This window comes from Pseudomonas sp. 14P_8.1_Bac3, from assembly GCF_025466085.1.
In the GTDB taxonomy this organism is placed as follows: Bacteria; Pseudomonadota; Gammaproteobacteria; order Pseudomonadales; family Pseudomonadaceae; genus Aquipseudomonas.
Genome location: NZ_JANLOD010000026.1, coordinates 24,313 through 43,621 on the forward strand (window position 1 = coordinate 24,313; position 19,309 = coordinate 43,621).

The 19,309-nt window shown below is 59.7% G+C and carries 12 protein-coding genes; 3 read left to right on the forward strand and 9 right to left on the reverse strand.

What is annotated here, in order from left to right:
- Nucleotides 1-18: 18 nt before the first annotated feature.
- Nucleotides 19-2,604 (reverse strand): EAL domain-containing protein, encoded by a 2,586-nt coding sequence (locus NTD84_RS08590; protein ID WP_262164721.1) that lies wholly within the window; start codon nt 2,602-2,604, stop codon nt 19-21.
- A gap of 236 nt (nt 2,605-2,840) precedes the next feature.
- Between NTD84_RS08590 and NTD84_RS08595 the strand changes: the two genes are divergently transcribed.
- Nucleotides 2,841-3,335 carry a PaaI family thioesterase gene (locus NTD84_RS08595; protein WP_262164722.1) on the forward strand — a complete coding sequence of 165 codons (495 nt, stop codon included), beginning with the start codon at nt 2,841-2,843 and terminating at the stop codon, nt 3,333-3,335.
- A 130-nt stretch (nt 3,336-3,465) separates the two neighbouring features.
- Here the strand turns inward: NTD84_RS08595 and NTD84_RS08600 are convergent, their stop codons facing one another.
- The 4 genes from NTD84_RS08600 to NTD84_RS08615 all read right to left on the reverse strand — a co-directional run bounded on the left by NTD84_RS08600 (nt 3,466) and on the right by NTD84_RS08615 (nt 11,315).
- Complete coding sequence (locus NTD84_RS08600; RefSeq protein WP_262164723.1) at nt 3,466-5,667, reverse strand: OsmC domain/YcaO domain-containing protein; 2,202 nt, start codon at nt 5,665-5,667, stop codon at nt 3,466-3,468.
- Nucleotides 5,668-5,830: 163 nt separating this feature from the next.
- The gene (gene metE / locus NTD84_RS08605) at nt 5,831-8,119 is read right to left on the reverse strand and encodes a 5-methyltetrahydropteroyltriglutamate--homocysteine S-methyltransferase (protein WP_262164724.1); all 2,289 of its coding nucleotides are present in this window, start codon (nt 8,117-8,119) and stop codon (nt 5,831-5,833) included.
- Between the two features lie 269 nt (nt 8,120-8,388).
- On the reverse strand, nt 8,389-9,786 hold the full coding sequence (locus tag NTD84_RS08610) for an MFS transporter (protein WP_262164725.1): 1,398 nt from the start codon (nt 9,784-9,786) through the stop codon (nt 8,389-8,391).
- 515 nt (nt 9,787-10,301) lie between these two features.
- Nucleotides 10,302-11,315, reverse strand: a complete 1,014-nt coding sequence (locus NTD84_RS08615) for a GlxA family transcriptional regulator (RefSeq protein WP_262164726.1) — start codon at nt 11,313-11,315, stop codon at nt 10,302-10,304.
- Between the two features lie 101 nt (nt 11,316-11,416).
- Here NTD84_RS08615 and NTD84_RS08620 point away from each other — a divergent pair, with 101 nt between their 5' ends.
- Nucleotides 11,417-12,325 (forward strand): alpha/beta fold hydrolase, encoded by a 909-nt coding sequence (locus NTD84_RS08620; RefSeq protein ID WP_262164727.1) that lies wholly within the window; start codon nt 11,417-11,419, stop codon nt 12,323-12,325.
- A 113-nt stretch (nt 12,326-12,438) separates the two neighbouring features.
- Entirely contained in the window at nt 12,439-12,864 is a 426-nt protein-coding gene (locus NTD84_RS08625; protein WP_262164728.1) for a hypothetical protein, read from the forward strand.
- 4 nt (nt 12,865-12,868) lie between these two features.
- Here NTD84_RS08625 and NTD84_RS08630 read toward each other — a convergent pair whose 3' ends face one another.
- The 4 genes from NTD84_RS08630 to NTD84_RS08645 all read right to left on the reverse strand — a co-directional run bounded on the left by NTD84_RS08630 (nt 12,869) and on the right by NTD84_RS08645 (nt 19,240).
- On the reverse strand, nt 12,869-14,083 hold the full coding sequence (locus tag NTD84_RS08630; RefSeq protein WP_262164729.1) for an MFS transporter: 1,215 nt from the start codon (nt 14,081-14,083) through the stop codon (nt 12,869-12,871).
- Nucleotides 14,084-14,365: 282 nt separating this feature from the next.
- Nucleotides 14,366-15,199 (reverse strand): taurine dioxygenase, encoded by an 834-nt coding sequence (tauD, locus tag NTD84_RS08635; protein WP_262164730.1) that lies wholly within the window; start codon nt 15,197-15,199, stop codon nt 14,366-14,368.
- A gap of 2 nt (nt 15,200-15,201) precedes the next feature.
- On the reverse strand, nt 15,202-16,188 hold the full coding sequence (gene tauA / locus NTD84_RS08640) for a taurine ABC transporter substrate-binding protein (RefSeq protein ID WP_262164731.1): 987 nt from the start codon (nt 16,186-16,188) through the stop codon (nt 15,202-15,204).
- Nucleotides 16,189-16,339: 151 nt separating this feature from the next.
- Complete coding sequence (locus NTD84_RS08645) at nt 16,340-19,240, reverse strand: EAL domain-containing protein (RefSeq protein WP_262164732.1); 2,901 nt, start codon at nt 19,238-19,240, stop codon at nt 16,340-16,342.
- Nucleotides 19,241-19,309: the final 69 nt, after the last annotated feature.

Here is a 19,309-nt window from a genome sequence, read left to right on the forward strand (position 1 = left end):
GCGGGCCGCGGTTCACAATCAGTCCATTGTCCCCAGGGCGTTGCTCTCAAAGACGCCGATCAATTCGTTGAAAGCGTCAGTCTCAAGCGGCCGGCTCAGGAAATAGCCTTGGCCTTCATCGCACGAGACCTCTCTCAACAGGTTCAGGTGATCGGCGGTTTCGACCCCCTCTGCTGTCACAGTGAGCGATAGCGCCCGGCCCAAGCCTACGATCGCCTGAATGATGGCCTTGTCATCCTCGCTATCAACCAGCCGGGTCAAAAAGCTGCGGTCTATTTTCAGGCCGTCGAACGGAAAGGCGCGCAGGTAGCTCAGCGACGAATATCCCGTTCCGAAGTCGTCCATTGCTATTCGTACACCGAGGCGCTTGAGCGTGCGCATCACCTCCAGTGCGCCGCTGGCGTCCTCCAGCATCACGCTCTCGGTAATTTCCAGCTCAACCCGCGCGGGATTGATTCTGGAATCGAAAAGCGCTTTCTGAACGCGCTCGACCAGATTGCCGCGCTTGAATTCCGTCGGTGACAGGTTGACCGAGACGAACAGATTTTCCGGCCAGCGGGCGGCGCTGGTGAAGGCCGTTTCGAGCACCCAGTTGCTCAAGGCCAGAATCAGCCCCGACTCTTCTGCTATCGGAATAAACGTGTCGGGGGCGATCAATCCACGCTCAGGGTGTTGCCACCGGACCAGCGCCTCGGCGCCCACCATCTGACCGTCAACGATCCGATAACGTGGCTGGAAATGCAGGCGCAGCTCGCCGTGTTTGATCGCAAACCGCAGATCGCTTTCAAGGCGGCGGCGCTCGATGATCCGCGCATTCATGTCGCCCGCATAAAAACGCCAGGTATTACGACCGGCCGCCTTGGCCTCGTACAGGGCAATATCTGCGTAACGAAGCAGTTCGCTCGCTTCGCAGGCGTCATTCGGTGCCATTGCGATGCCGATACTGGCGCTGACGAACACTTCCTGTTCATCGATCGCTATCGGCCGTTCGACGGACTCGATCAGACGCCGACACAGCGTTTCCACTTCCTCCTGAGAACTGACGTCGGTGAGGATCAATACGAACTCGTCACCGCCGACCCTGGCAACCAGATCACCGTGGCGCACGCAATCAGCCAGTCGACTCGACACTTCATTAAGCACCCGATCACCAGCGGCATGCCCGAGCAAATCATTGACCGGTTTGAATCGATCCAGGTCCAGGCTGATCATGACCAGCGGTTGTTCCACCGTCGGCAACGCCTTGAGCTTGCCGTCAAGAAACTCTTGAAGTCGGGTCCTGTTGGGCAAACCCGTCAGCGCGTCGTGTTGCGAAAGAAACTCGATGCGTCGGCGGGCTTCGACTTCCTCGGTCACATCGGTGGCCGTGCCCCGGAACCCGCCGCCCACCATTCCCCTGGCGGCAAGACGCGTGATGCGCTCCTGACCTTTTGCATCAACGTAGCGGCACTGAATGCTGATATCCGGGCGACGGCTCGGAATACTCAGCCACTGCGACAAGGTGCCCAGTTCGGTGCTCAGCAGGTCGTTGATCAAGGCCCCTATCCAGGCTTCTCTGGAGAGCCCCGTTACGCCTTCGAACCGTTCGGACAAATAGGTGAAACGCCAATCGTTGTCGATTTCCCACACCCAGTCCGAACTGGCTTCAACCACATCACGAAAGCGCGCTTCGCTGGTCGCCAGAGCATTCTGGCTGCTCTGCAGTGACGCGTAGCTGGCATCCAGTGCCAGCGCCCCCGCAGTCGTGCGACGCAGAATGGCCCAGGTCATCAGGCACACCAGCAAAGCGGCGATGCCGATCAGCGGCAGCCCGACCCCCAACAACTGCAGCCCCGGCCGGGTCGGACTCCAATGCAGACTGCCCGCCGCGCCATCCTCGCCAAGCGGATAGAGTGCCGTCGCGCCGAGTTCGTCAGGCGTGGCGACGTGCAAGCGGCTCACCCCGAAATCGTTGCCGATCATCGCCAGCTTTGTGCTGTTTAACATGTCGACGAAGATCAACACCGACGGTGCTCGGTCATCAAGCACCACCGTCGGATCAGTCCCCGGTGTGATGGCGGCAGCAGCGATCAGGGTGGGCACACCGGCGACGTTTATGAAGGCGGTAACCGGTATCTCCGTTTCCGCGCCTGCGCGAGCCTTGTCGAGGATTCCGACGATGGACTGTTTGAGCCAATCGGCGACTTCTACAGCCTTCAGCTCGCCCTTGATCACTGAATAAACGGTGCGGTTGACGTCGTTGACGACGAATATGCCCTGGAAGCCAAAATCCGAATAAAGCGTCGGTCCGACGTTCTGGCGTACAAATGCCCAGTCTGAGTCCACTTCAGTATGCAGGTGTTTATAGGCATCGCCCCAGAACGCGTAGTCCTTGACGGTTGAGCGCAGGGATTTCTCCAGCGATTGCATCGCTTTTTTCGTATAGAACGCGCTTTCAACCTCTTCATTGCGATCCAGGTCATGAGCGAGGTAGATGAGTGAAAGGCCAGCCAGTAAAAACACGGCGGCCAGCAGACTCACGAACTTGAGGAGCGAGGCGCGTGCCAACAGCACGCTGGAGCGGTGGGAGGCGGAACGGGCGATTGAGTTCTGGTTATCGGGCATAAGTTCCGCTGATCATTGTCGTAAGTCGATTGCATACCGGGTTATCGGCGGATGCGGCGGATCGATGAGAAACGACTCGATCAGCGGCGCATTGTCATTAAAGTCCATGTATCTGCACCTGGCTCGATCCGACAATCAATAAACTGCTGCATGCTTGATCCGACGGCACGTTCTGACGTTCACCTTCAGCGGATCAACGTTAGAATCATGCGTTCAGATATAAGGATGATCAACCCATGTCCGTGCTCGAAACTTCCCTGCAAGACACCGCCGCCCCCGATGGCGTTTGCTACGGCTGCGGCGGCAGCAATCCTCACGGGCTGCACATCAAGAGCTACTGGCATGAGGACGGCGAGCATGTCATCGCCGAGCACGTGCCCGAGGCCAGATATTGTGGCTGGCCGGACCTGGTCTACGGCGGCTTGATCGCGATGCTGGTGGACTGCCATTCCAACTGGACGGCCATGGCCTGGCATTACCGGGCAGAAAACCGCGAAGTCGCCAGCCTGCCACGCATTAATTGCGTCACCGGCAACCTGGGCATCAAGTTCATCAAGCCGACGCCGATGGGCGTACCACTGACCCTGCGGGCGAGAGTGGAAGGTGATGTGGGTCGCAAGACCCGCGTGATCTGCGAGGTCTACGCGGGTGACCTGCTGACGGCGGTGGGAGATTCAGTTTTTGTGCGGGTGGACACCGAGCAATTGGCGGCGGTCGCGCACGGGCGGTAATGCCTGAAAGTAAGCATGCCCGGTAGGAGCCAGCTTGCTGGCGATGGACTCCAGGGCGCCGCGTTCATTCAGACAGAACGCGTGAGCGTGGACGACCATCGCCAGCAAGCCGGCGCCTACAGATGTTGCGTTATTTCTGGGCTACCCAATTGGCCCGCGCCGTGTGCAGCTTTTTGTAGCTGTCGATCAGGCGCAAATGCCGGTCGAGCCCTTCCAGTTTCATGCTGGTTGGCGTCAAGCCATGGAAACGCACGCTGCCCTCTACAGAACCGATCACTGCGTCCATCCGCTCGTTGCCAAACATCCGGCGGAAATTGGCCTCGTAATCTTTCAGTTCCAAGTCTTCGTCCAGCTTCATTTCCAGCACTACGTTGATGGCCTGGTAGAACAAGCCCCGTTCGACGGTGTTGTCGTTGTATTGCAGGAACATTTCCACCGCCTCTTTCGCCTCTTCGTATTGCTGCAGGGCGAGATAGATCAGCAGCTTCAACTCCAGGATCGTCAGCTGACCCCAGGCGGTATTGTCGTCAAACTCGATGCCGATCAAGGTGGTGATGTCGGTGTAGTCGTCCAGCTCGCTTTCCACCAGACGCTCAACCAGCCCCTGCAGTTCGCCGTCGTCCAGGCGATGTAGGTTCAGGATGTCTTCGCGGAAAAACAGCGCTTTGTTGGTGTTGTCCCAGATCAAATCGTCGACCGGATAAATTTCCGAATAGTCCGGGACCAGGATGCGGCAGGCCGTCGCGCCGATGTGCTCGTAGACCGCCATGTACACTTCCTTGCCCATGCCCTTGAGAATGCCGAACAAGGTCGCGGCTTCCTCGGCATTGGAGTTTTCGCCCTGGCCGGAGAAGTCCCACTCGACGAATTCGTAATCCGACTGGGCACTGAAGAAACGCCACGACACCACGCCACTGGAGTCGATGAAGTGTTCGACGAAGTTATTCGGCTCGGTCACCGCATGCCCTTCAAACGTCGGCTGTGGCAAGTCGTTGAGGCCTTCAAAGCTGCGGCCCTGGAGCAATTCAGTCAGGCTGCGCTCCAGCGCCACTTCCAGGCTCGGGTGCGCGCCGAACGAGGCGAACACACCGCCAGTACGCGGGTTCATCAAGGTGACGCACATCACCGGGAATTCACCCCCCAGCGATGCATCCTTCACCAACACCGGGAACCCCTGCTCTTCCAGCGCCTGAATCCCGGCGAGGATCCCGGGGTACTTCGCCAGCACGTCGGCCGGCACATCCGGCAGGGCAAATTCACCTTCGATGATTTCGCGTTTGACCGCCCGCTCGAAGATCTCCGACAGGCACTGCACCTGGGCTTCGGCGAGGGTATTACCGGCACTCATGCCATTGCTCAGGAACAGGTTTTCAATCAGGTTCGACGGGAAATACACCACCTCGCCGTCGGACTGACGCACATAGGGCAGTGAGCAGATGCCGCGCTCTTCATTGCCCGAGTTGGTATCAATCAGATGGGAGCCACGCAGTTCGCCGTCGCGGTTGTAAATCTTCAGGCAGTACGCATCGAGGATTTCCGTCGGCAGCGCGTCTTTGCGGCCAGGCTTGAACCAGCGCTCATCCGGGTAATGCACGAACGCCGCGTTGGCGATGTCTTCGCCCCAGAACTGGTCGTTGTAGAAGAAGTTGCAGTTCAACCGTTCGATGAACTCGCCCAACGCCGACGCCAGTGCGCCTTCCTTGGTTGCACCTTTGCCGTTGGTAAAACACATCGGCGAATGCGCATCGCGGATATGCAGCGACCACACGTTGGGCACGATATTGCGCCACGAGGCGATTTCAATCTTCATGCCCAGGTCCGCCAGAATGGCCGACATGTTGGCAATGGTCTGCTCCAGTGGCAGGTCCTTGCCGGCGATATAAGTGTTCGCCTCGGAATGCGCGGCAGGCATCAACAACGCCTGGGCATCGGCGTCGAGGTTGTCCACTTCTTCGATCACAAACTCAGGCCCGGCTTGCACCACCTTTTTCACGGTGCAACGGTCGATTGAGCGCAGGATGCCCTGGCGGTCCTTGTCGGAGATGTCCGCCGGCAATTCGACCTGAATCTTGAAGATCTGGTTGTAGCGGTTTTCCGGGTCAACAATGTTGTTCTGTGACAGCCGGATGTTTTCGGTGGGGATATTGCGCGTCTGGCAGTACAACTTCACAAAATAAGCCGCACACAACGCCGATGACGCCAGGAAATAATCGAAAGGGCCAGGTGCAGAGCCGTCACCCTTGTAGCGGATAGGTTGATCGGCAACCACGGTGAAGTCATCGAACTTGGCTTCAAGTCGGAGGTTGTCGAGAAAATTAACCTTGATTTCCATGCGGAGTTACCAGAATGACGAGTCAAAAATGAATTGGGCGCCATTATCCGGTTTTTCCATACAAGTAGTTAGCCTGTCGTGGGAAAGCCGCTGACGGGTGTCGGCTGAATGAAAAAACCGGAGCACCGTGAAGTGCTCCGGTTTGGAGTCAGGCCTTTGAGCGTCAGGCCAGTTCTTTACGCAATTGACGGGCCGCGTTGACCATGTGCACCAATGCCGCTTCGGTTTCCGGCCAGCCACGGGTTTTCAGGCCGCAGTCCGGGTTGACCCACAGGCGCTCGGCGGGAATTCGCTTGGCGGCTTTGCGCAACAAGTTGGCCATTTCCGACGAATCCGGCACCCGTGGCGAGTGGATGTCGTACACGCCCGGACCGATGTCGTTCGGGTAGTCGAAAGCTTCGAAGGCATCGAGCAGTTCCATGTCCGAGCGCGAGGTTTCTATGGTGATCACGTCGGCGTCCATGTCGGCGATGGACTTGATCACGTCGTTGAACTCGCTGTAGCACATGTGGGTATGGATCTGCGTTTCATCCCGCACACCGCTGGCGGTGAGACGGAACGCTTCCACCGCCCAGTCCAGGTATTCCTGCCAGTGCGCGCGCCGCAAGGGCAGACCTTCGCGGAACGCCGCCTCGTCGATCTGTACGATCTTGATGCCAGCGGTTTCCAGATCAACCACCTCGTCGCGCAGCGCCAGGGCCAGCTGTTGGGCCTGGACTTTGCGCGACACGTCTTCGCGCGGGAACGACCACATCAGCATGGTCACAGGCCCGGTCAACATGCCTTTCATGACTTTGTCGGTCAGGCCTTGAGCGTAGCGGATCCACTCGACGGTCATGGCGCTCGGGCGGCTCAGGTCGCCGAAAATCACCGCGGGTTTTACGCAGCGCGAACCGTAGCTCTGGACCCAGCCAAAGCGGCTGAATACATAGCCATCGAGTTGCTCGGCGAAGTATTCGACCATGTCGTTACGCTCGGCTTCGCCGTGCACCAGCACGTCCAGGCCCAGGCTCTCCTGCACTTGCACGGCGTGACGAATCTCGCTTTGCATTGCTTCGGTGTATTCGGCTTCGCTCAGTTTGCCCTGCCTGAAGGACTGGCGCGCGAGACGAATCGACGTGGTTTGCGGGAACGAACCGATGGTCGTGGTCGGAAACAAGGGCAGGTTCAGACCGATACGTTGCTTGGCCATACGCTGGGAAAACAGCGAATGACGCTGACTGTCCTTCGCGGTGATCGCGGCAACACGCGCCTGCACGGCCGGCTTGTGAATGCGCGGCGAGGCGGCGCGGCTGGCCTGGACGGCGCGGCTTTGTGTCAGTGCTTCGAGTACGTCTGGCGCTTCCGGCTGATTGATCGCCTGGGCCAGCACCGCGACTTCTTCGCACTTCTGCACGGCGAAGGCCAGCCAGCTTTTCAGCTCGGCATCGAGCTTGTCTTCACGCCCGAGGTCGACCGGGCTGTGCAGCAACGAGCAGGATGGCGCGACCCACAGACGATCACCCAAACGCTCATTGGCGTGTTGCAGTGTGGCCAGGGCTTGTTCCAGATCGCAACGCCAGACGTTACGGCCGTTGACCACGCCCAGCGACAACACTTTATAAGCGGGCAGGCGATCGAGGATGGTCGGGTATTGCTCCGGCGCGCGGACCAGATCGATGTGCAGGCCGTCCACCGGCAGGTTGGCCGCCAGGCCCAGGTTTTCTTCCAGGCCGCCGAAGTAGGTGGCGACCAGTTTTTTCAGCGGGTCACGCTGGATCAGGTTGTAGGCCCGTTCGAAGGCGTTCTTCCACGCTTGCGGCAGATCGAGCACGAGTATTGGCTCGTCGATTTGTACCCACTCGACGCCCTGCTCCGCCAGGCGCTGGAAGATCTGGCCGTACAGTGGCAGCAGGCGATCCAGCAGCTCAAGCTTGTCGAATTCGGCGCCCTTGGCCTTGCCCAGCCACAGATAGGTGAGCGGGCCGATGATCACCGGCTTGACGTTATGGCCCAGGGCGCGGGCTTCTTCGACTTCTTCGAACAACTGATCCCAGCCGAGCTGGAACTGTTGATCGGCGCTGAATTCCGGGACGAGGTAGTGATAGTTGGTGTCGAACCATTTGGTCATTTCCTGGGCGTGTGCACCACCGCAGCAACTGTCGCTGACACCACGCGCCATGCCGAACAGGGTTTGCAGTGAAGCCTTGCCGTCGTGCGGACGGAAACGCTCCGGGATCACGCCGAACATCAGCGAGTGGCTCAGTACCTGGTCGTACCAGGCAAAGTCGCCCACCGGCAACAGCTCGATCCCGGCGTTCTTCTGCAATTCCCAGTGGGTCTTGCGCAGATCCCGGCCGACCGCACGCAGGCTCGCTTCGTCCAGTTCGCCCTTCCAGAACGCCTCTTGTGCTTTTTTCAGCTCGCGGTCGCGACCAATGCGCGGAAATCCAAGGGAATGGGCCAAAGCCATGACAAAAAACTCCATGTGGTTGATGGGAGCCATTGTCGATAGTTAGCAGTGAGTGAGACAAACTCATTTTTATCGTGATGATCACAAGTTCCCTTCATGATCAACCAGCACCTGTAGGAGCCAGCCTGCTGGCGATGGCCTCCAGAGCGCCGCGTGCATTCAGGCAGCAACCGTCATCGTTGACGACCATCGCCAGCAAGTTGGCTCCTACAGGGGGATTGTGTGTACCTGGTGACGAGGTCGGCCGGGCGGCCGCCTCGCCTGTCCGCTTAGAGGTCGGTGATTTCTTTGTGGCGCGGCACCAGAACTTTCATCACGCTCCACGCCACCAGGTAGGCCAGCGCGCAGATGGCGAACATGATCATGTAGCCGGTGTGAATGTCGTTGATCGATTTGTAGTAGTCGAACACCCAGCCGCCGATCTTGGTCATCACCACACCGCCCAAGCCACCCGCCAAGCCGCCGATACCGACGACGGAAGCGATGGACTTCTGCGGGAACATGTCCGACACGGTGGTGAAAATGTTGCACGACCATGCCTGATGCGCCGACGCGCCCACGCCGATCAGTAACACCGGCACCCAGAAACTGATGTAGCCCAATGGCTGCGCCAGCAACACCAGCAGCGGGAAAAACGCGATCACCAGCATGGCTTTCATGCGGCCGTCGTATGGCGCATCACCACGGGCCATGAAGTAACTCGGGAACCAGCCGCCGCCGATGCTGCCGACCATGGTCATGCTGTACAGCACCGCCAGCGGCCACACGATGGCCTGGCCTTTCATGCCGTATTGCGCCGACAGGTAGGTCGGCAGCCAGAACAGGAAGAACCACCAGACACCATCGGTCATGAATTTACCGAAGGCAAATGCCCAGGTCTGGCGGTAGGTCAGCAATTTGAACCACGAAACTTTCTTCTCGGCGACACCCGGCTCCGGGGTGACGATCACCTGCGCATCGCTGCGGATGTATGCCAGTTCCTGCGCCGAAAGGCGCTTTTGCTTTTCCGGTTTTTCGTACAGCGCGATCCACACGGCGACCCAGACGAAGCCCAGCATGCCGATCACGATGAACGCCGCTTCCCAGCCCCACAGGGCGGCAATCAGCGGTACGCAGATCGGCGCGAGGATGGCGCCGACGTTGGCCCCGGAGTTGAAGATACCGGTGGCGAACGAGCGTTCCTTCTTCGGGAAGTATTCGGCAGTGGCCTTGATCGCGATCGGAAAGTTACCCGCTTCGCCGATCGCCAGCACGGCGCGCGACAACATGAAACCGGCGATCGAAACCGGGATCACCGCCAGGCCGAGTGCGCTGGAAATCGAAGCGATCCCCTCGCCCATCGGCACGGAAAAGGCGTGCATCATCGCGCCGGTCGACCAGATACCGATGGCGAAGATGTACGCCTTCTTGGTGCCGATCTTGTCGACGAAGCGGCCGGCAAACAGCATGGAAATCGCGTACACGAACTGGAACACGGAGGCGATGTTGGCGTAGTCGCTGTTGCTCCAGCCAAATTGCGTCGACAGGTCCGGCGCCAACAGACTGAGGACCTGGCGGTCCAGGTAGTTGACGGTGGTAGCAAAAAACAACAGCGCACAGATCGTCCAGCGGTACTTGCCGACCGCCTGGCCGACACGTTGCGGATTGATAGGCTCATTCAGATTCATGGCATCACTTTATTATTGGATTAGGGTGATGATCTCTCGGTTTCAAACGAGATCACTGCTTACGCGAAAGCATTGCTTCGACTCGCGTCAAACGAGCAGCACGTGCAAATCAAAGGCGGGCGGTGTTGCCAAGAGACTGGGGGATGACTGCGCGGTCGGGCGAGCAGTCAAGACCGGGCCATACGTAATGACCTTCGGGGAGGTGCGCAAGCGGATTGATTTCATGATGAGTGCCGGTTTTTGTTTTTAGGAGTGTTACATCGTATGTCGTCGTACAACTGTATCTTTTATAGCGACAGCCTCCCCGGCTGTCAATCTGGAAAATCGCCGTTCGTCTCGGTGAATACCCATGCGCAAGCATTGCTGTGGGCCAAATAAAGCGGGCTATCGCACGCCCATGACGGTTGGCTTCTGCAGAAAATCGGCAGTGTATTTGATATTTAGATAGTCGTACGACAACGCATGTCGCTCGCTAATGGAGATCGCCGGCCCTTATGGACCGGCTCGGACGGCGCTCATTTGACCAGCCGTGTTTCCTTGGATGGCCTGTAGCCAAAATACGCGCTGTAGCATTTGCTGAAATGACTGGGCGATACAAACCCACAGGCCACCAGCACCTCCACTTGGGACAACTCCGTATGCTGAAGCAGGCGACGCGCTTCAGTAATCCGCAGTTCCATGTAATAACGCTGCGGCGTGGTGCCGAGTTGCTCCCTGAACAGACGCTCCAGCTGCCGACGGGAGCGACCGACGTACACCGCCAGTTGCTCCAGTTCAAGCGGCTCTTCGAGGTTGGCGTCCATCAGCTTCACCACTTCGCGCAACGGCGCGCTGACACAGACATTCTCCGTCGGTTTTATCCGTCGGTAGCGTGACTCTTCGAACGCGAGAATGTCCTCGATGCCTTCGACCAGCGCCTTGTCGTGCAAGCCCTTTATCCAGTCCAATGCCATGTGAAACGCGCCCGACGGACTCGACGCCGTGAGCCGGTCGCGATCGATGACGTAGGGCTCGCTGGTCACGTGCGTGGCCTTGGCAATTTCCGCGAGTGCGGGGCGATGTTCCGGGTGAATCGCGCAACGGTAGCCGTCGAGCAAACCGGCGATGCCCAGGAACCAGCCGCCATTCCACAAACCGGCCAGGCTGACGCCATGATCCGCGGCCGTGCGCAGCAGGTTGATCAACTCGTCGGTCGCCTTCAGTTCTGTGCGATAACCGCCGCAGATCACCAGCAAATCGAGTTCACTGACCGCGGAACAATCGAGCTGCGCATCCGGGCGAATCACCAACCCCAAGTCGCTGACCACCTCACCATCGCCCAAGCCGAACGTTCGGGATGAAAACAGTTTGGGCCGCAGCAGATTGGCGGTGACGATCGTATCCAGCGCCTGGGTAAACGCCGGCAGCGAAAAGTGTTCAAGCAGCAAAAAGCCCGTGCGGGTCAGATGCACAAGCTCGTTGGCGTTCTCGTTCAGATAGCGAAGGTTCTTGCCCTTCATGCCTCCACTAAATTGGCGTCGTTCGATCAAGGGTCGGGGCACTCGGTTGCGTTAACGATCAGGGAGTCTGCACATCAGGATATCGCAAAACGGTCTACGCTCCTCCCATCGTTCCTTCCGGAGACTGAGCCATGATCCGCACCCTGCTGACCGCGTCCCTGCTCATGGCCTTGAGCCTCCCCGCCCACGCCGACATTACGCCGTTCCCCTCCTCCTTTCGTACCCAGGATATTGCCGTAGACGGCGTGAAGATCCACGTTCGCGTCGGCGGCAAGGGGCCCGCCGTGGTGCTGTTGCATGGCTTCGGCGATACCGGCGACATGTGGGCACCGCTGGCGGCGGACCTGGCCAGGGATCACACGGTGGTGGTTCCGGACCTGCGCGGCATGGGTTTGTCGTCGATCCCGGAAAGCGGTTATGACAGGAAGACCCAGGCGGGTGACATCCGTGCGGTGCTGGCCTCGTTGGGCATCGAACATGCGATCGTCCTCGGTCACGACATCGGCACCATGGTCGCCTTCGCCTACGCCTCGCGTTATCCGCAGCTGACCGAGCGCCTGGTGGTGATGGACGCGCCCGTGCCGGGCATTCCGCCATGGAACGACATCGTACGCTCACCGATGCTGTGGCATTTCGACTTTGGCGGCCCGGACGCCGAACGTCTGGTGGCCGGGCGCGAGCGCATCTACCTGGACCGGTTCTGGAACGAGTTCGCCGGCGATCCCACCAAGATCGACGAAGCCACCCGCCAGCATTACGCCGATCTCTACGCGCGACCCGGCGCGATGCATGCGGCATTCGCACAGTTCCGCAGCATTCGGCAGGATGCGGTGGACAATGAAGCGGGAATGAAGGCGCGGTTGACCATGCCGGTGCTGGCGGTCGGCGGAGAAAAATCCTTCGGCAACAATGAAGCCGTCGTGATGCGTAATGCGGCGGATAAGGTCACGGAGGTGGTGATTCCCGGAGCGGGGCATTGGTTGATGGAGGAAGCACCGACGCCGACCATTAGCGCGATTCGCCAATTTATTGAGCAATGATGTTCTGTCGGCGCATCGCTAAAACGGATGGAACCCCACGCCTCATCGCGTTTTCGAATCTTTATCAGCGCTGATCCTGTGCCAGGCGAGGCGCCATTGGAGAGGAAATCCCGATGAACAGCAAAGTTCTGTGCCTGATCGTTTGCCTGAGTCCGACGTTGGCGTTCGCCGAAGGTTGCGACGTACTCACCCGTTCCCAGAGCCCTTCGGTGCCCGCCGTCGAAAACCATAGCTGCTATGAGTATGAAGGCATGCCGGTTAACGCCATCGACTGGTCATGCAGCAATCAAAGCAAGGAAATGCTCACCAATACCAAGAAAAAGGTCGCACAGTGCGACGACCATTATCAGGCCTCGTGCATCGCCACGTTGACTCAGGAATCGCTGGCCAACCCGCATTCCACCAGCAAGGACAAGAACGCCACGTCGCTCAACATTCCGAATAACGCCCAGGTCACGACGTATTACTACGACGCCGAGCACCTGAGCCAGGCGAAGATTGACTGCGAGTCGGGTGGCGGGCACTGGAAATCGAAGTAACCGCTCACGCCGTGCGATCCAGGCCGCGCTGCACAATCCAGGACAACGGCAACGTGAGCAGCAGAATCGCCGACAAGGTCATCACCGCGACGGGGATCCCTGTGAGGTCCCCAAGGCGACCAAACAAAACCGGCGCCAGAGCACCACCACCGATGGTGCCGGTGTAGAACAGGGCGAAGGCGTGCTCGCGTTTTTCGGCGCTCGACAGTTCCGGCACCACGCCATAAAGCACTGAGGACGTGCCGTTCAGCGCCAGCCCCAACAGAGGCAGCAGCACCATCATGCCGGTCAGCGGCAAGTAAACGGCGAGAATGATCAACAGCGCCGTCGCGGACTCCGTCAGCCACACGGTTTTCATCATGCCGATACGCGCGCCAAGATAACCACACAGCAACTTGCCGAATGCACCGCCGACGAACAACAGCGCCAACGCCAGGCCGATGCCCGCCGTGCCGGCACCTTTGCTCGTCAACACGAACGGCAGGAAAGTGAGAAAGCCCATGCGGACCGCACTGTCCAGGACGCCCGTCACGAGCAATGCGCGCAGGCCGCTGACGGAGCCGGTACCGGCCTTCACCTTGGTGGTTTTCGTCTTGCCAGAATTCCGGGCGCCGCGAGCGACAATCAGCCAGCCCAGCAGCGCCGCAGCGGCCAGCCCCAACAACCCCAGCAACGTGACGCTGGTGCGCCAACTGACCACCGTCAGCAACAAACCGACCAGGGCCGGGATCAACATCTTGCCGATGTCGCCGGCAAAGTTGTATTGCGACAATGCCTCCTTGACCCCGCCGCCCGCTTCATAGGTATCGCTGACCATCGAAGACGCCAGCGGGTGCTGCGTACTGGCGCCCAATCCGCCCAGCATCAGGGCCAGCAACAACAGCGGCAGTCCGTCCGCCAGCCCCACACACAGATAGGCAACACCGGCCAGCGCCGTGCCGCCCACCAGCAATCGGGTGCGGCCCCAGCGTTTGGCTGCGCGACTCGCCAGCAACTGGAACCCGGCCATCGTCCCGGAATAGGCCCCGCGCAGCAGGCCCACTTGCGCAAGACTCAGGCCGAATTGCACCTGCCAGATCGGCAGCAACACGTAAATGACGTCAGTCAGGCCGTCGTGTATGGCATGCGCGCCGCAGGCGGCCAGCAGCGATCGGCGACGGACAGACATGTCGTCGGGAAGTGATTCATTCAAGGAAATTTTTTCGCTGAGGTCGGTCATCGCATTGCCGTGCTAAACGCGTGAGTGAAGCATGAAGGTAGCAGGCCCGCCTGCTTTGCGCTCCTGCAGAAGATTGAGTCGGGCCCACCGCCATCGCCAGCAAGCTGGCTCCTACAGGGATTGGCGGCGTGCCAGGATACTTGAGCACACCACAAATCCCTGTGGGAGCGAGCCTGCTCGCGAAAAGGCCTGACATTCACCATTGATGCTGGCTGACCCACTGCTATCGCCAGCAACCGGGCGTCTACAAAGGATCCTGACCTGCAAAATCGATTTGAAGCCTCAAAAAGGCACATCACCCAAAATCGTCGCCCGGTGCATGACGCGTCGGTTGGGACGGTAGTCATCGATAGCGTAATGCTGGGTGATCCGGTTATCCCAGAACGCTACGTCATGGGCTTTCCACTGCCAGCGAACGGTGAATTCCGGGCGGCTCACATGCTGGAACAGGAAACCCAGCAGCCCATCACTTTCCTTCGCTTCAAGTTCGTTGATACGGGTCGTGAAACCCTCGTTAACGAACAAGGCCTTTTGACCCGTAGCCGGATGCGTTCTGACGACCGGATGGGACAGCGGCGGGTGATCTTTCCTGGCTTGCTCATAGCGCGCCAGCGCCTCGGGCGTGCTGCCAAACCGCTCGGTGGGAAATGACTTGGTCAGCTCGTGAGTGGCGGTCAACCCATCGAGCAGCTGTTTCAGCGGCGCAGACAACGCCTCGAAAGCCGCCACGCCATTGGCCCACAACGTATCGCCGCCAAAGGCCGGCACCTGCCGCGCGGCCAGCACCGACCCCATCGCCGGCGCCGCAAGAAAAGTGACATCCGTGTGCCAGATGGCATTGTCCCGCACGTCGGTGATGGCGGTGTCGATCAACAGCAGTTCCGGATGCTGGTCCACGTGCGGATAAATCGGATGCCGGTGCAAATCGCCGAAACGCGCGGCGAACGTCACATGTTCTGTGGGTGTAATCGTCTGGTTTCGGAAGAACAACACCTGATGCTGCAACAGTGCTTGCCCAACCCACTGATGCTGCTGATCGCTCAAGGGCACGCTCATGTCCAGCCCCTTAACCTCGGCGCCAATCGTGGGCCCGAGGGGGCGAAGCGTAAGGCTCATGTTTACTCTCCGATGAACTTGTCGCTGACGAAGGCCGAGTAGTCAGGCAACACCTTTTCGATTTTCCCCTGCTCTTTCAGAAACTCGGCAGTCTTGCCGATTTCCTTGGCGGTGCCACCCGCGAGGAACTGCGCGGTCTTCTGCTCGGAGGCCACCGGGAAATACGAACCGTCCAGCAATTCTGGAATATCCGAAGCGTTCGCCCCGGTGAGCCGCGCGATGCTCTTCACGGGTTCAGAGGTCGCCGTCCACTCGGCTTTGTGCGCGGTGTAATCGGCAATCGCGGCCAGGCTGACCTTGGCGAAATCAGCGACGATCTTCGGATTTTTTTCGGCGAAGTCTTTGCGCGCTACCCACACTTCAAAGGTCGGTGCGCCCCAGCCTGACACTTCAGCCGCATCGGTGAGAATCTTGCCGGTCTTGCGAATTTCACCCAACGCCGGCGACCAGGTAAACGCCCCGTCGATATCGCCACGACTCCACGCCGCAGTGATTTGCGCCGGCGTCAGGTTGATGATGTTGACCTTGCGCGGATCCAGGTTCCAGTGCTTGAGCGCGCCGAGCAGGCTGTAGTGCGAGGTCGACACGAACGGCACGGCGATGGTTTTGCCGACCAGATCCCCAGGCGCTTTGATGCCGCTGCCATCGCGTACGACCAGCGCTTCGGAACTGCGAATCTGCGCGCTGACGATGAACGTCACCAACGGCATGTTCCGCGACGCAGCAGCAGCCAGCGGGCTCGAACCCAGGTTACCAATCTGCACGTCGCCGGAAGCCATGGCGGCCAATACAGCAGGGCCTGCCTCGAATGCACGCCAATCGATTTTCTGGCCAATACCCTTTTCATATTCGCCATCAGCGATGGCGCGCTTGATCGGGTCGATGCCGTTGATGTAGCCAAAGGTCAGGTCGGCGGAATGAGCGGTCAACGAAAATGCAGCGATCCCCAAGACCGAGACAAGGTGCCTGGCCAGTTTCAGCGTGTTCATTTTTATGGATTCCTGGGCGGGTAAAGACTGGAACGACGCGCTTCTGGATGCCTTAGCGTCGAGTCTTTTAGATGATATTGATCTATTAATTATTAAATAAATAATTTAATGGAATTAGCTTAGATCCATCACCCCGTTCATCGCCCATACCTCAGCGACCCTGAACCCCTATCAACGAACTCGCCAGCAACGCCTCCAACCCCATCGGCTTGGCAAAGTAATAACCCTGCGCTTGCCCTGCCCCCATTTCCCGCAGCAACAGCAGCGTTGCTTCATCCTCGACACCTTCAGCCACGACGCTGAGGTCCAGCGATTCGGCCATGCGGACGATCGCCCGGACGATCGCGCGGCTGCGTGGGCTGGTGGTCAGTTCGAAGATGAAGGATTTGTCGATTTTCAAGCCGCTGAAGCGGTATTGGTGCACGTAGCTCAAGGAGGAAAACCCGGCACCGAAGTCGTCCAGCACCACCGACATGCCGTTGTCGGCCAGTTGCTGCATGGTCAGTCGGGCAATGGCGGGCTCGGCCACCAGTGCACCTTCGGTCAGTTCAAGGCAGATTCGTGACGGCGCAACCTGATAACGCGCCAACAGCGCCAGCACATCAGTGGCGAAATCGGGACGCGTCATGCTGTAGCTGGAGCAATTGACGTGTACCGGCGGCCAGTTGGCGTGCTCGGGCTGTGACAGGATCACGGCAATGCTGGTGAGCATGTACAGGTCCAGTCGACCGATCAGGCGCAACCCCTCGACGTCCGGCAGAAACTCGCCCGGCTCGATGACCCTGCCGCCCGGCTGATGCCAGCGGATCAGCGCTTCAAGGGCCAGCAGTTCGCCGGTTTCCACGCTGACAATCGGCTGGAAGTACGGCTGCAGTTCGTCGGTCCGCTTAAGCGCGTTGCGTAACGCCCCTTCGCGCTCAACCTGGTCCGAAACTTCGCGACGCACTTCCTGGTTGAACACCGCGTAGCTGTCGCGTCCGGCGGCTTTGACTCGGTACATCGCGGCATCGGCATCGCGTAGCAAGTCGGCGGGCTCGTCATGGAACTGACTGTCGGCGCTGACAATGCCGATGCTGCAGGACGAGAAGACTTCATGGCCATTGATCAAGAACGGCAGGTCGAACGCCAACAGGATCCGCTCGGCGATTTCGATCACCACGTCCAGCGGTGCCTCGGGCGCGAGCACGGAAAACTCATCCCCGCCCAGGCGCGCGAGCATGTCGGTCTCGCGCAGGCATCCACGCAAGCGGTGGGCCGCCTGCATCAACAGCAGGTCGCCGAAATGGTGGCCGAGGCTGTCGTTGACCATCTTGAAACGATCGAGGTCGATGAACATCACCGCCAGGTGCCCGCCTTCACTGCCGAATTGCGACCAGGCCAGGTTGAGGCGCTGTTGCAGGTAGGTGCGATTGGGGAGCCCGGTCAGCGCATCGTGGGAGTTTTCGTGCTGCAGCTTGGCATTGGCGTGGTCGAGTTCGCGGGTGCGGTTCTGCACCCGGGCTTCGAGTTTGAGGTTGGCGGCATGAATGGCTTCGGCGGCGGTGCGGCGCGACAACGCGGTGTCGATGTGCCGCGACACGAAGGTCAGGAGTTCCTGGTCGCGTAGCGTATAGCCGACTCGCGAGGTATAGGTTTGCACCGCCAGCACGCCACGCACCACATCACCATCGAACAACGGAATGCCAAGCCAGGAATACGAGCGGACCGACTCGTCAATTTCAATTTCACCCCTCGCGGCCAATCGGTCAGCTTCGCTGGAATCCACCAGGCAAGGCCGGCGCTGACGGATCACGTACTCGGTCAACCCGCGTTGCCCACGACGTGCGACCGGACATTGGGTCCGCCGCTCATCGACGTAATAGGGGAAGGTCACTTCACCGGTGGCGTCATCGAACAGCGCGATATAGAAGTTCTGCGCGAACAGCAGATCACCGACGATACCGTGCAGGGTCTGGAACAATTCCGCCATGTCGCCGGGCTGGCTCGACAGTTCGGCAATCTGGAACAGCGCACTCTGCAAATGTTCGGCACGCTCCCGCTCCGCGACTTCCTGGCGCAAGGCGTCGTTGAGTGCCGAAAGCTCCAGGGTGCGGCGCATCACCGTCTCTTCCAGGTCCGCGCGGTGCAACAGCCGGTCGAGTGCCATGGCCACGTGACGGGCCACCACCAGAAACAGGGCACGGTCTTCAGCGCTGTAGGTCCGGGAAACGTCGTAGACCTGCATCGCCAGCATGCCGAACACGTCGTCCGAAGCATTTTTCAGCGGCGCGCCCATCCAGAACTCGGGGCGATCCCCCACGCAGTAGAACCGGCCTTCGGCCTGGGCCGCGCGAATACCGGCGGCGTCGATCAGCAGGGGCTGGCCAGAGGTCAGCACCTGACCCGTCAATGACAAGTGCGAAGGGTCAAGGAATTCGTAGTGTTCGGATTGCACGGCGTCGACATCGATGATGTCGACGTAATACGGGTAATCGATCTTGCCACTGCGCGGGTCATACAGCGCGAGGTAGAAATTTTCGGCGTCGATCAGGCTGGCAAGCAGTTGGTGAACCCCCACCAGAAACACGAACCGGTCGCGGGTCGAACTGGCCAGGTAGGTAATTTCATACAGCACCCGTTGAGTAATCTGAGCACGGGCCAGGGTATTGGTCTGTAGCTGAACGCCCAGGCGCTGGGCAAATTCGGCGAGCGCCGGTTCCGCGGCGTCGTTGACCGGCGCGAGCAGCCAACCCAATTCACTCTCGCCTCTGCCAGTCGGCCAGCGGTGCAGGCGCCAGGTCTGGCAAAAGCCTTCGAAGTCTTCGGTCGCGACGCTGGAAGGCCACTGCACCCGCGGGTCGCCCTGCCCGACCAGATGCATCTGTTCGCCAGCGCGATAAACGGCCCACGACGTGGTATGGACCCAGTGGCGCGCCGAGTCCAGCAATCGTTCGATCGTGTCCTCATTGCCTGCGCAGGCCATGTCGAGCGGGCCCGGGTTACCGGGTGGAGACGCGACGTCGTCGCAATCGTTCGATTGCCGCGGGGAGTCGTTCAATGGACGAAAACTCATCAGCGCTCTCCCTGAGCGAAACTGGCGATAACTCACTTACGGATTGCTAGCAAAGTACCGGTGAGCTTC

Excerpts from the sequence above, each read along its gene's own strand:
- NTD84_RS08590 (WP_262164721.1), bottom strand. The coding sequence starts at position 2,604 with ATGCCCGATAACCAGAACTCAATCGCCCGTTCCGCCTCCCACCGCTCC.
- NTD84_RS08595 (WP_262164722.1), top strand. The coding sequence starts at position 2,841 with ATGTCCGTGCTCGAAACTTCCCTGCAAGACACCGCCGCCCCCGATGGC.
- NTD84_RS08600 (WP_262164723.1), bottom strand. The coding sequence starts at position 5,667 with ATGGAAATCAAGGTTAATTTTCTCGACAACCTCCGACTTGAAGCCAAG.
- metE (WP_262164724.1), bottom strand. The coding sequence starts at position 8,119 with ATGGCTTTGGCCCATTCCCTTGGATTTCCGCGCATTGGTCGCGACCGC.
- NTD84_RS08610 (WP_262164725.1), bottom strand. The coding sequence starts at position 9,786 with ATGAATCTGAATGAGCCTATCAATCCGCAACGTGTCGGCCAGGCGGTC.
- NTD84_RS08620 (WP_262164727.1), top strand. The coding sequence starts at position 11,417 with ATGATCCGCACCCTGCTGACCGCGTCCCTGCTCATGGCCTTGAGCCTC.
- NTD84_RS08625 (WP_262164728.1), top strand. The coding sequence starts at position 12,439 with ATGAACAGCAAAGTTCTGTGCCTGATCGTTTGCCTGAGTCCGACGTTG.
- NTD84_RS08630 (WP_262164729.1), bottom strand. The coding sequence starts at position 14,083 with ATGACCGACCTCAGCGAAAAAATTTCCTTGAATGAATCACTTCCCGAC.
- tauD (WP_262164730.1), bottom strand. The coding sequence starts at position 15,199 with ATGAGCCTTACGCTTCGCCCCCTCGGGCCCACGATTGGCGCCGAGGTT.
- tauA (WP_262164731.1), bottom strand. The coding sequence starts at position 16,188 with ATGAACACGCTGAAACTGGCCAGGCACCTTGTCTCGGTCTTGGGGATC.
- NTD84_RS08645 (WP_262164732.1), bottom strand. The coding sequence starts at position 19,240 with ATGAGTTTTCGTCCATTGAACGACTCCCCGCGGCAATCGAACGATTGC.